This is a genomic window from Acidaminococcus sp., assembly GCA_022482815.1.
Lineage (GTDB): Bacteria > Bacillota > Negativicutes > Acidaminococcales > Acidaminococcaceae > Acidaminococcus.
In genome coordinates this window covers 603,682-615,687 of record JAKVOM010000001.1, presented here as the reverse complement: position 1 = coordinate 615,687, position 12,006 = coordinate 603,682, and the positions used below count along the sequence as shown (strand labels likewise).

Here is a 12,006-nt window from a genome sequence, read left to right as displayed (position 1 = left end):
AAAAATGCGAGTGCATTATTTCACAGTCCCTTTTTCGCCGCCCATGGAAATAAAATTGCCTTTTTATTTTAAACGGCAGAGTACTCCGTTCTGCCGAAGGCCAGACTATTTGCTGTCCGCCGATAATAAACGTAAACCATTGAAAGTTCTCCCCTGCACATTTTTAGCAAAGCATGTTATACTGATTTTGTATATGTCAGAAAATTAATAGGAGGGCTTATTATGTCCGTCGACGTTGCTGCTATCTGTGAAGCACAGAAACGAATTGCATGCTATGTGCTGCATACGCCGCTGCTGCGTATGCCCGGCCTTGATCCTTACTTGGGCTGTGAGGTCTACATCAAACCGGAATGCATGCAGATTACGCATTCGTTCAAATTGCGCGGTGCTGCAAATAAACTGCTGTCGCTGGATGAAGAAACCCGAAAAAGAGGTGTCGTCGGAGCTTCTTCCGGGAACCATGGAAGAGGGCTTGCTTACGCGGCCGCCCGCCTGGGTGTTCCGGCTACAATTGTTATTCCTAATGGGGCTCCGCAGGTAAAAGTCGAAGCTATCAAGTCGCTCGGGGCAAAGGTCGTGCGGGCCGAGGCAACAGAACGTTTTGACGTGGCACGCAGGATTGCCGCCGAAACGGGTGCTGTCATGGCGCATCCCTATGATGATGAGATGGTCATTGCCGGCCAGGGAACGGCCGGAATGGAAATTGCCGAAGACTTGCCTGATGTAGATGTTTTTATTACGGGTATCAGCGGCGGAGGCCTGCTTGGGGGTGCGTCAACGGCCCTCAAGGGGTTTTGTCCTAATGTCAGAGTCTATGGTGCAGAACCGGCCGTGATGCCGCGGTATTCCGAAAGCTTGAAAGCGGGAAAACGCGTTGTCGTCCCGTTCCATCCCAGTATTGCCGACGCGCTGCTGACCCAGACTCCTGGGGAAAAGAACTTCCCCCTGATCCCAAAGAACGTGGAAGCAGTATATCCTGTCTCTGAAACGGATATTTTAAGAGGCATGAAATTGCTGTTGATGGAGGGTAAGCTGCTGGCAGAGCCCGGCGGCTGCATCGGAATCGGTGCGCTGCTCTCCGGGCAGGTAAAGGTCAGCCCGAAAGAGAAGGTTTGTATCCTTATTTCGGGCGGTAATCTTGATTTTTCGACGCTTCAGAAACTTGAAGACGTTGAAATCTAACAGTGATATAAAGAAGAGGCTGTGAAACGATGGGCGCCCATCGTTTCACAGCCTCTTTTTACATTATTGGCTTTAGCCGGTCGAGCTCCGCGACTGAATAAGGCGCGAGCGAGACAAAGAACCACCCGCTATGCGGGTGCGCGTCGATTCTGTTAAAAAGCTTATTGCCAGCCAAAGTCTTCCTCAAAATCTGCTAAGGCACCTGCTCGCACGATTGTACTAATCACTACGCCACTAACCACTTCATCTACTGTTTCCTGCTTCCCTTATGAATGATGTCTTCTCCGAACCGCTGTTTCAGTGCATCCAGTACGGTGCTTCGTTTGCGGGCTTTTGCAGTTTCACCTGAAAAATCAAATCCTGTATCTTCTGCCAGGGTCAAATGGCTTACTGTCACTCCCAGGAGGCGTACCGGATCTTTCCAGGTGTACCCGTCTGCCAGCTTGACAATAATGTTCATGATTTCTTCGTCGAGACTGACCGGAAACTCGCTGGTCTGGCTCCTTGTATGCAGTTTAAAGTCGGCTGTCTTGATTTTGAGCGTCACCGTTGTGCCGCTGAGCTTGCTGCTGCGGAGGCGCCAGCCTACTTCCTGGGTCAGCTCCCAAAGAGCTTCCAGGCAATCTTTTTTGGTGAGCAGATCTTCTTCAAAAGTTTCTTCTCTTCCGAGGGATTGTCTTTTTTCATCCGGGACGACAGGCCGGTCATCCAGACCGCGGGCAAAACGGAGCAGGGTATCTGTATTTTTCCCGGCGATGGGCCGTATATAGGCCGGTGGGCAGGCAGCCAGCTGTCCTATCGTATCAATCCCCAGGCGGTGCAGGGCAGATGCTGTTTTGGCACCGACCCCAAAAATCCGGCCGATGGGAAGCGGGGCAATCTGTGCTGCCGCTGTTTCCGGGTAAATAATCGTATAGCCGTCAGGCTTTTCCATGTCGCTGGCAAGTTTTGCCAGAAACTTATTGGGGGCGAGGCCAACAGAAGCCGTGAGTCCGGTTTTTTCCAAGATTGCTTTTTTGATTTTGGGACCAAGGTCAGTGATGCGTCCCATCAGTTTTTCCATACCGGATACGTCGAGAAAAGCCTCATCGATGGAAATAGGTTCCACACAGGGAGAAAATTGCCGGAAAATCGCCCGGATTTCTTCCGATACGGCGCGGTACCGTTCAAAGCGAGTCGGCAGATAGACAGCGTCCGGACAAAGCTGATGGGCACGTGCCATGGACATGGCCGAATGAACGCCGAAACGCCGCGCTTCGTAGGAAGCTGTAGCAACGACGCCGCGGCCGGAGAGACCGCCTACAATGACGGGTTTCCCCCGATATTCAGGATGGTCATGCTGCTCCACGGAAGCAAAAAAGGCATCCATGTCCACATGCATAATCCAGCGTTTCATGACGGACCTCCTGTTTATTTTGCCGGATGAGGCGGCAGGAGTATCCCTCCGCCCAGGACGACGTCCGCGTCCTCACCGATGCCGTACAAAACGGCGGATTGACCGCCCGTGATTGCCCGCTGCGGCTCGTCAAAAAGAATGGAAAAAGTCGTGTCGCCCGTGGGGGTCACCACGGCGGGCTGCGCTTCCTGACGATATCTTACTTTGACCAGGCAGCGCACAGGCTCCTCGGGAACCGTACCACTGATCCAGTTGGCATCGGTGACTTCGGCTTTACGGCTGAAAAGGGCTTCGCTGGGACCTACGATGACCGCATTGCGGCCAGGGTCGATAGCGACAACATAGAGCGGGAAATCCGGCTGATTGAGCCCCAGATGTTTATGCTGCCCGATGGTATAAAAAATAATCCCCTTGTGCTGTCCCAGTTTATTTCCCTGAAGATCCAGAAAAGGACCCGGTTTTGGCGTATAGTGGAGAATCCGTTCGACCGCTTCCGTATAGCTTCCGGTCGGTACGAAACAGATGTCCTGGCTGTCCGGCTTGTGGGAATTCAAAAAGCCGCTTTCCTGCGCGATTTCCCGGGTGTGGGTTTTTTCGTACTCGCCCAGCGGAAAACGGGTGTGGGCCAGCTGCTCCTGGGTCAGGTTGTAGAGTACGTAGCTCTGGTCTTTTTTGGGATCAGTGGCGCGCAGCAGTTCGTATTTTCCGCGTCGTTTGCGGATCCGGGCATAATGCCCCGTTACGATGCAGTCGCAGCCAAGCTCCCGGGCCCGTTCATAGAGAGCCCCGAATTTTAAGAATTTATTGCAGTCAATGCAGGGATTTGGCGTAAGGCCCTGCGTGTAGGAACGGGCAAATTTTTCCATCACATGGGAGCGAAATTCGTCCGTATAATTAAATACATAATAGGGAATATCCAGCCGTGCGGCTACGGAACGAGCATCTTCCACATCTCTTACGGAGCAGCAGGTACGGCTGTCACAGGCAGTATCGGAGTTTTGGTAGAGTTTCATGGTGCAGCCGATGCATTCGTACCCGGCATCGAGCATCAATTTAGCGGCTACGGAGGAATCCACGCCGCCGCTCATGGCTATGAGAGCTTTCATCATTCATATCCTCCTGAAATTTCCTTGGTTTCACTATTATACCGTGAGGTGCAGAGATTTGAAACGGGATTTGGCAAATTGTACCTTCGGGATACAGAACAGAGAAAAGTTACCCTTTCCGCAGGCGTGTGACATGCTTTGTAATCGTTTCTATCATGCATTGTACTTCTTCTTCCGTAATATCGTCACCCAGACTGAAACGAATGGAAGAACGGGCGTCTTTGGGAGAAAGACCCAGGGCCAGCAGAACGTGGCTCGGGGTGGCTGCCCCGGCAGCGCAGGCCGAGCCGGCAGAGGCACAGATTCCGTTTGCACCGAGAATCGGCAGCAGAACCTCTGAAGGGATTCCTTCAAAAGTGATATTGAGATGTCCCGGCAGGCAGCGGTCCGGGTCACCGTTCAGGTGCGTGTCCGGCAGCTTGAGCAGGGCATCGCGCAGTGCATTGCGAAGAGGACGGACGTGGTCTGCCTTCTGTGACATCGTGGCGCATGCCTCTTCCAGAGCAGCCGCAAGTCCGACAATGGCGGGTAAATTTTCTGTACCGGCGCGTTTTCCCCGTTCCTGCTCGCCGCCGTGAATGAGATTTGCAAGTTCCAGCCCGCGGCGGGCAAAGAGGATACCGCTGCCTTTAGGACCGTGGAATTTGTGGCCTGACAGCGAAAGCATATCGACCGGTAATTCTTTTAAGTTCACCGGGATATGGCCGACAGCCTGGACGGCATCTGTGTGAAATAAAACTCCTTTTTCATGACAGATGCGTCCGATTGAGGTTATGCCCTGAATGGTTCCGGTTTCGTTATTAGCCATCATGACACTGACACAGATTGTATCATCACGAATGGCGTCAGCAACCGTTTCGGGAAGGACAAATCCCTCCTTTGTGACGGGCAGCAGTGTAATTTCAAAGCCATTTTCCTGAAGGGCTTCCAGAGTCCGCAGTATAGCAGGGTGCTCTATGGCAGAAGCAATGAAATGCTTTTTTCCTTTCTTTTTTCCGACAGAGGCTGCTGTCAAAAGAGCCTGATTGTCGCTTTCGCTGCCTCCGCTTGTAAAAGTGATTTCAGAGGGCTGGGCGCCTAATGCCCGAGCCGCTGTTTCCCGTGCCAGTACAAGCGCCCGGGAGGCTTTCTGGCCCAGAGGGTGTATGCTGGAAGGATTGCCGTATTGTTCCGTTAAATAAGGCAGCATGGCATCCAGTGCCCTGGCACTTAATTTTGTCGTTGCTGCATTATCGGCATAAATCAACATGGATAAGACTCCTTTGAACAAAATATCACCTCATTATACATTAAAATAGTAGGAAATAAAACTACAGTGCTCTGTCCCGGATGGATGTTCATTATTGGCTGCGGCTCACCAGGCTGGAACAGGCAAAGTAAAATGTTTCTGCGAAGTGTTATATGAAGAACTATCAGAGCAGCTGATTTCACTGTCTTAATTCTCCTCTTGCATTCCTTTTCCTGTCATGGTACAATCTTAAGGCTGTATATATGAAGATATATACTTCTTCTGCTCTCATCGTAGAGAGACAAATCCAAAGGAGGAGGTGATTTCGTGAATAACTACGAAGTCATGTACATCGTTAAACCGGTAGAGGAGGACGCTTACGACGCTGTCGTAAAGAAGTTCGATGACCTGCTGGCTGCTAACGGCGCTACTATCGAAAAGACTGATAAGTGGGGCAAAAAACATCTGGCATATCCCATCCAGGACATCAATGATGGCCTGTATGTGTTGACCACGTTCTCTGCTGCTCCTGCCGCCGTTAAGGAACTTGACCGTGTGATGAGAATTACTGATGAAATTCTGCGTCATATGATCATTCGCAAAGGCGAATAAGGAGATTAAGGAGGTTTTGGTGTATGAATAGGATATTTTTGTTAGGCCGCCTCGTGCGGGATCCTGAAGTGCGGGTCACCCCAACGGAACGTACTGTCTGCACCTTTACTCTGGCTGTTGACCGTCCCTTCGTTTCGAAGACGACGGGTCAGCGTGAAGCGGATTTTATCAACATCGTTACATGGGGTAAAACCGCTGAATTATGTGGGAACAGCCTGACCAAGGGACAAAGAGCATTAGTAGAAGGTCGTCTGCAGATTCGTAATTACGACGGCAAGGATGGCAAGCGCCATTATGTGACGGAAGTCATTGCCGATCGGATGGAATTTATTGAACGGAAAGGCAGTTCTGCCGCTTCCGGAACTCCTGCACCGACGCGCACTCCTTCTCAAGGCACTCCTGCCGACTCCAATCAGGGCGGCATGGAAAGCTTTGGCTCTCCCGTAGGTTTTGACGAGGAAATCCCATTTTAACAAGGAGGGATATCGATGATCAACAAGCGTGAGAGAGGAAACAGAAGACCGAGAAGAAAGGTCTGCTCTTTCTGTGTGGATAAAGTCGATGAAATCGACTATAAGGATGTAGCTAAGCTTCGCAAGTTCATTACCGAACGCGGCAAGATTTTACCGCGTCGTATTTCCGGTACCTGTGCAAAGCATCAGCGTCAGCTGACCATTGCTATTAAACGTGCCAGAAACGTAGCTCTGCTGCCGTTTACGGCTGAATAAGACAGCTCAAGGAGGCTGCCGCATTTTTGCGGCAGCCTTTTTTGTATAGATAAAGGTTCCATAATAAATGTTGGGCTGTGAAATAATAAAAAGCACTTTTAGCTTTTGCCCTATGGCAAATAACCTCGTCTGCGACAGTGTGTTAAAGCTTTTGATTCAAGTGAAATATAAAATAAAACCTGAAATTTAGCAGTGAATCTAAATTTCAGGTTTTATTTTAAAAAGGCGCTTTTAGTCTTTTGCTTATGGCATTTAGCATTGGATTGGTACTATCTTCCGCTACTTCGTGGCCTCCTCCTTCCGACTGCGTGGAAGGAGGTCCAAAGGAATGGGGGCTGTGAAATAATGTTCCTTTAAAAACAACGAAAAGAGGCTGTGAAAAAATGATTTCTTTTTTTCACAGCCTCCATTTTTGCCTAAAAAAGGGATAATTTGACTTCTCACCGTGTTGGCATATGCCGGGCTGCGGCAGGCCTGGCAACCGGCCCGAACAATTTTACTGGCTACTTGTATCCAAATAGTGTAAAATATAAAGATGTATCAGTATCTATATCGACTGAAGGAGGAACAAAGGATTGTACAGACGCAGAACTTCCGCACTCGTTGAGTCAGGAATCCTGGCTGCCATTGCGGTGATCTTTACGTTCGTGGGCAACTATGTGCCGGTGCTTGACGTGATTGTCAGCGTCTTATGGCCCCTGCCCATCATTTTATGCGGGCGCAGAAATGGACTCATGTGGAGTATCCTGTGCCTTTTTGTGACCGGCTGCGTAGTCGCTGTCCTTATCAGCCCTCTTCAGGCGCTGACTCAGTGTGTCATTCTTGGCATCATTGGTCTGGTCATGGGGTACTGCATGCGGCGGCAGATGTCGCCCGTCAGCATTCTCTGGTGGGGCAGCGTCGGTGCGTTCGTTTCCTTTGTGCTCAGCTGCCTGGCGGCCTATTTTATCATGGATATCAACGTCATCGATACGTTCTATGAAACGATGAACGAATCCGCTGCTATTTCCCAGCAGGTGTATGAGATGCTGGGCATCAAAGGCGGGGCCGCACAGGAACAGATAGAACAGTTCCAGAAAATGATTGGGCTGATCCTGCCGGCCGGGATTTTGCTGAGTGCTCCGATTACAGCTTTTGTCAACTACTGGGCAGCGCGCCGCATTTTATCACGGCTGGGGGACTATTATCCCTGGTTCCCGGAGTTCTCGCTCTGGGTTTTGCCGCGCTGGGTGCTTGCCATCTACGGCATCGGTATGGTCATGGTCGTCTATTTCCGCGGCAATGATGCCAGTGTCTGGTTCAGGGCCGGGTATACCTTTTTCATGGTCGGCAATATGATGCTGCTGGTGCAGGGCTTGTCCGTCGTGAAATGGTATGTGATTTACCGGCATAAACCGCGTTTCTGGCTGATGGCGGCCGTACTCTTGAGTTTCTTCGTTCCGATTGCAGCACAGTTTATTGTCGTGCTCGGCGCGTTTGATATGGTGGGAGATACGCGCAAACTGCGCCATCTCCGGAAGGCGGACAAGCCATAAAAGCTTGGAATGCCGTTTCGTCCGGACTTCGGAGTGTCCGGCAGATTGTTTCAGGGCAGTCTGAAGAAACGGCTGAAGTAAAGGAGGGAGCTGCAGTCCGGTTCCAGCCGGAAATCGGAAGTTTCCGCTGCAGCGATTCTTGAAATGAAAGAAAAAGATCGATCTCACTTGTGGGGCACCTTTCGTGTCGTAATGGCTGTATTGGGCAGTATTTCTGCTGTCTATGGCCTTTACGCCAATCTTGCTCTCTGCACAGCGGCCGGTTTTGTCATTGTGCTTTTGGTGTACTATTTCAGCTCGCGCAGCAGCCAGCTGCGGGAAGCCTGGTTCAACCATGCCATGACAACGGTGGTACGCAATATCGAGAGAGCTAATAACTACGCGGTACAGCGCCTGCCTATCGGGATCGGGGTGTTTGACCGTGACGGACATCTGCAGTGGCGGAACCGGCTGTTTAATGAAATCCTGAGCGTGGATGCACCGCTGGGGGCCTCCTTTGAGAAAATCATGCCGGCTCCGGAAAACAATTTTGCCGCGCTGGGTGTTCGTGACGCGGATAAACAGCTCAAGGTAGGCGACCGGATTTACACGATGCTGGTGCGCCGCGTCAAGACACTGGAAGAACAGCAGGAAGATACGGGTGTCGTTATTTATCTTTATGATATTACGGATAAGGAACGGCAGCAGCGCCGCTATGAAGATGAACGCCCGGTGGTCGCCTTTGTTCAGTTCGATAACTATTCCGATGCTCAGAAAGGCCTGAACGAGAGTGAACGTGCCAATATGGTCGTAGCGGTTACCAAAGCAATCAGCGCCTGGGCAGAAGAAATTCACGGTTATTCCATTAAATATTCCGAAGATCTTTATCTTGTCGGAATCAATAAAAAGGGACTGATGGATACCATTAACCGCAAATTCCCTGTGCTTGATGAAGTTCGTAAAATCAAGATCAATTCCCGGACAACGCCGACCATCAGTATCGGGATTTCCTGCGGCGGCAAGACGCTGGCACAGATGAGTCAGAAGGCACAGTCCTGTCTGGACCTGGCTCTCGGCCGCGGCGGTGACCAGGCGGTTGTTGCCATGGGCGAAGAAGTGAGCTTCTATGGAGCCCGCGGCAGTGTCCAGGCAAAGAATACACGCGTGCGTGCCCGCATTGTGGCTCAGGCTATCCATGAGCTGATGACTAACGCGGACAAGGTCTTTATCATGGGCCATGTCAACGAAGACTACGACGCCATCGGCGCTGCCATCGGGGTAGCTAAAATGGCCCGTACGCTCGGCAAGGAATGCTACATCATTTCAAGCGGGCAGGGTACGGCAATGGCTAACCTTAAGGCTATGTCCAAAGGGGAAGATGACGGCAGTGAATACCTCAATATGGTGGTCGATGAAGATACAGCGCTCGAACAAAAGACACCGGGCAGTCTGCTCGTTCTGGTCGATCATCACCGTCCTATGCTGACGGCTGCTCCCAAGGTGCTGCATGCCATCAAACGGCGCATCATTATCGACCATCACCGCCGTGCCGAGGACGCCATTGAGGATGTCATGCTGCAGTACATGGAGCCTTCCACTTCTTCTACGAGTGAAATGGTGACCGAAATTCTGCAGTATTTTCAGAACCGTATGGAAGTTACTTCTTTTGAAGCCTCTGTGCTGTATGCGGGAATTCTGGTTGATACCAAGAACTTTGCCGTGCAGACAGGCGAAAGAACCTTTGAGGCGGCTGCTTTCCTGAGAAGAAACGGGGCTGATCCGCATGTGGTCTCCCAGCTCTTCAAAGAAGATGAAGTCTCTGTCGTACGGAGAGCGAAGATTATTACAGAAATGCAGAAACCGCTGCCCGGACTTGCCCTGTCCATCCATCATTGCTCTGTCAAAGATCGTGATGAATCGGTTATTGTGGCGCAGGCCGCTGATGAGCTCCTCACTATGAATGATGTCCATGTGAGTGCCGTCATCAGCGAAAATGAAGAGGGCGTCAGTATTTCTGCCCGTTCCGATGGCACTGTCAACGTACAGGTAATGATGGAAGAACTGGGCGGCGGAGGCCATCAGACTGTCGCCGGGGTCCAGATCAAAGGCGCCCACGCGCAGGATCTGGTTCCTAAAATTATAGAAATGGCTAAAGACCAAATGGAGAAGGAGGATAATAAAGATGAAAGTAATTCTGCTGCAGGACGTGAAGAAGTTGGGTAAGAAAGGTGATATTATTGAGACGGCTGAAGGGTATGGCCGCAATTACCTGATTCCGCGGGGAATGGCGGAAGAAGCTACGCTCCGCAATCTGAACCAGGCCAAGGCAGACCAGAAGGTGGCTGCGCACAGAAAGGCCCGCGCTCATGATGAGGCCGTGGTCCTGGCTTCCCAATTGGAAAAAGTTGTGCTGCACATGGAAGTTAAAGTCGGCAGTAACGGCAAACTCTTTGGTTCCATTGCTTCCAAAGACGTTGCCGATGCGCTTGTTGCCCAGACGGGAATGGAAGGCGTAGACCGCCGCAAAATCGAAATCCCGGCCGTTATCAAGAGCCCGGGTGAATATACCGCTACGGCCAAACTGCTGCCGGAAGTGACGGCTAAGTTTAAGGTTGTAGTCGAAGCAAAAGAGTAAAAGAAAATGGAAGACAGAATTCCTCCTCAAAATATAGAGGCAGAACAGAGCGTACTGGGCGCCATGCTCATCAGCCGTGATGCCATCGATAAAGTCAGTGAAATTCTGACGGCAGATGATTTTTACCGGAATGATGACCGCATTCTTTTTTCGGTGATCATGGATTTGCATGAGCATAATAAGGCTGTCGATATCATTACGGTCACAGAGGCTCTGCGGCAGCAGGGAAAGCTTGACGAGGTAGGTGGCACAAGTACCATTACTGCGCTCAGCAATGCTGTCCCGACCGCGGCCAATGTGGTTTATCATGCCAAGATTGTCGAGGAAAAATCTTTGCGCCGGCAGCTCATCAAGGCCGGTACAGAGGTCGTCGCCAGCGGCTATGAAGAGGAAGAGGATATAGGCCAGACCATTGACCTGGCCGAACAGAAAATCCTTTCTGTAGCCAATAAAAAACATACCGGCAATGCGACGAAAATCAAAGACATCGTCAAAGAGGCCATGAACCGCATCGAGGAGCTGTATGATTCCAAGGATGCGTTTACGGGCCTGCCCACGGGCTTTGCCGATTTTGATAAAATGACGAGCGGTCTGCAGCCGTCGGACCTTATCATCGTGGCGGCTCGTCCGAGTATGGGTAAATCTTCCCTGGTGCTGAACATCGCCGAGCACGTGGCACTGAAAGGACATAAATCAGTGGCGTTCTTCTCACTGGAAATGAGTAAGGAGCAGCTCGTACAGCGCCTTTTGTGCAGTCAGGCAGGGATTGACGCCTCCCGGCTGCGTATCGGTCAGCTCAAGGACGAAGAGTGGCCGAAACTGGTAGAGGCTGCCGACCGGCTGAGTGATGCCAAAATCATGCTGGATGATACACCCGGCATGACGGCCCTTGAAATGCGCTCCCGGGCCCGCCGCTGGAAAAATGAAAACGGTCTCGACTTGATCATTGTCGACTATCTGCAGCTGATGCAGGGATCCTCCCGCCGGCCCAGTGATAACCGGCAGCAGGAAATGAGTGAAATTTCCCGTTCCCTCAAGGGACTTGCCCGTGAATTAAATGTTCCGGTGATTGCACTGTCCCAGCTGAGCCGCAGCGTCGAATCCCGTACGAGCAAGCGGCCGATGCTGAGTGACCTGCGTGAATCCGGGGCCCTCGAGCAGGATGCCGATATCGTTGCCTTTATTTATCGCGAGGATTACTACAATCCGGATACGGAAAACAAGAATATTGCCGAATTAATTATTGCCAAGCACCGTAACGGACCGGTCGGCACGGTTCAGTTGTTCTTCCAGAAGGACATTACGCGGTTCTACGATCTTACGCCGGACCACATGGTCGGCGTAGGAGAAGGATGAGAGCTTTAAAGAGGAGACGTGAAAAAAATGCACCTGCCTCTCCCTGGTGCTCGGCTGGCCTCGCACGCATTTCGAGGCAGAGCTCTTTTCAGGGAAACTTTTTCTGCTCGGCGCAGAAATATGGGCGCATCTACTGTGTCAGGCTGACTTAGGAACCACTCGATATACTATTTTTGTATTATCTCGGGTTCCTAAGTCAGCCTTCCTTGTATCTGCGCCCATCTTCTGTGCCGCTCATAAAAAGAAAAT

Annotated in this window: 11 protein-coding genes; 8 read left to right on the top strand and 3 right to left on the bottom strand. The window is 51.2% G+C overall.

Features of this window, described 5'->3' with window-relative positions; all coding sequences use genetic code 11:
* Positions 1–222 precede the first annotated feature (222 nt).
* Positions 223–1,182, top strand: coding sequence for a threonine/serine dehydratase (locus tag LKE33_02670; GenBank protein MCH3949831.1), 960 nt, complete (start codon positions 223–225; stop codon positions 1,180–1,182).
* 247 nt (positions 1,183–1,429) lie between these two features.
* Here the strand turns inward: LKE33_02670 and dinB are convergent, their stop codons facing one another.
* From dinB to LKE33_02655, 3 genes are all read right to left on the bottom strand, one after another.
* Entirely contained in the window at positions 1,430–2,578 is a 1,149-nt protein-coding gene (gene dinB, locus LKE33_02665; protein ID MCH3949830.1) for a DNA polymerase IV, read from the bottom strand.
* Between the two features lie 14 nt (positions 2,579–2,592).
* Complete coding sequence (gene mnmA / locus LKE33_02660; protein ID MCH3949829.1) at positions 2,593–3,687, bottom strand: tRNA 2-thiouridine(34) synthase MnmA; 1,095 nt, start codon at positions 3,685–3,687, stop codon at positions 2,593–2,595.
* Between the two features lie 106 nt (positions 3,688–3,793).
* Positions 3,794–4,933, bottom strand: coding sequence for a cysteine desulfurase (locus tag LKE33_02655; GenBank protein MCH3949828.1), 1,140 nt, complete (start codon positions 4,931–4,933; stop codon positions 3,794–3,796).
* Positions 4,934–5,239: 306 nt separating this feature from the next.
* On the opposite strand from LKE33_02655, the gene rpsF reads away from it, so the two are divergent.
* The 7 genes from rpsF (at position 5,240) to dnaB (ending at position 11,757) form a co-directional block, all read left to right on the top strand.
* A complete protein-coding gene (gene rpsF, locus LKE33_02650) occupies positions 5,240–5,524 on the top strand; it encodes a 30S ribosomal protein S6 (protein MCH3949827.1) in 285 nt (94 codons plus the stop codon).
* 23 nt (positions 5,525–5,547) lie between these two features.
* A complete protein-coding gene (locus tag LKE33_02645; protein ID MCH3949826.1) occupies positions 5,548–5,997 on the top strand; it encodes a single-stranded DNA-binding protein in 450 nt (149 codons plus the stop codon).
* A 15-nt stretch (positions 5,998–6,012) separates the two neighbouring features.
* Positions 6,013–6,252: a 30S ribosomal protein S18 gene (rpsR, locus tag LKE33_02640; protein ID MCH3949825.1), complete on the top strand. Its 240-nt coding sequence runs from the start codon at positions 6,013–6,015 to the stop codon at positions 6,250–6,252.
* Between the two features lie 575 nt (positions 6,253–6,827).
* Complete coding sequence (locus LKE33_02635; protein ID MCH3949824.1) at positions 6,828–7,787, top strand: YybS family protein; 960 nt, start codon at positions 6,828–6,830, stop codon at positions 7,785–7,787.
* A 144-nt stretch (positions 7,788–7,931) separates the two neighbouring features.
* The gene (locus LKE33_02630) at positions 7,932–9,989 is read left to right on the top strand and encodes a DHH family phosphoesterase (GenBank protein MCH3949823.1); all 2,058 of its coding nucleotides are present in this window, start codon (positions 7,932–7,934) and stop codon (positions 9,987–9,989) included.
* Positions 9,949–10,401 carry a 50S ribosomal protein L9 gene (gene rplI / locus LKE33_02625; GenBank protein ID MCH3949822.1) on the top strand — a complete coding sequence of 151 codons (453 nt, stop codon included), beginning with the start codon at positions 9,949–9,951 and terminating at the stop codon, positions 10,399–10,401. Before LKE33_02630 ends, rplI begins: the two co-directional genes overlap by 41 nt.
* Before the next feature lie 6 nt (positions 10,402–10,407).
* Complete coding sequence (dnaB, locus tag LKE33_02620; protein ID MCH3949821.1) at positions 10,408–11,757, top strand: replicative DNA helicase; 1,350 nt, start codon at positions 10,408–10,410, stop codon at positions 11,755–11,757.
* Positions 11,758–12,006 lie beyond the last annotated feature (249 nt).

Bases quoted from the DNA above. Each gene is read 5' to 3' on its own strand.
- LKE33_02670 (MCH3949831.1), top strand. From the start codon at position 223: ATGTCCGTCGACGTTGCTGCTATCTGTGAAGCACAGAAACGAATTGCA.
- dinB (MCH3949830.1), bottom strand. From the start codon at position 2,578: ATGAAACGCTGGATTATGCATGTGGACATGGATGCCTTTTTTGCTTCC.
- mnmA (MCH3949829.1), bottom strand. From the start codon at position 3,687: ATGATGAAAGCTCTCATAGCCATGAGCGGCGGCGTGGATTCCTCCGTA.
- LKE33_02655 (MCH3949828.1), bottom strand. From the start codon at position 4,933: ATGTTGATTTATGCCGATAATGCAGCAACGACAAAATTAAGTGCCAGG.
- LKE33_02645 (MCH3949826.1), top strand. From the start codon at position 5,548: ATGAATAGGATATTTTTGTTAGGCCGCCTCGTGCGGGATCCTGAAGTG.
- rpsR (MCH3949825.1), top strand. From the start codon at position 6,013: ATGATCAACAAGCGTGAGAGAGGAAACAGAAGACCGAGAAGAAAGGTC.
- LKE33_02630 (MCH3949823.1), top strand. From the start codon at position 7,932: ATGAAAGAAAAAGATCGATCTCACTTGTGGGGCACCTTTCGTGTCGTA.
- rplI (MCH3949822.1), top strand. From the start codon at position 9,949: ATGAAAGTAATTCTGCTGCAGGACGTGAAGAAGTTGGGTAAGAAAGGT.
- dnaB (MCH3949821.1), top strand. From the start codon at position 10,408: ATGGAAGACAGAATTCCTCCTCAAAATATAGAGGCAGAACAGAGCGTA.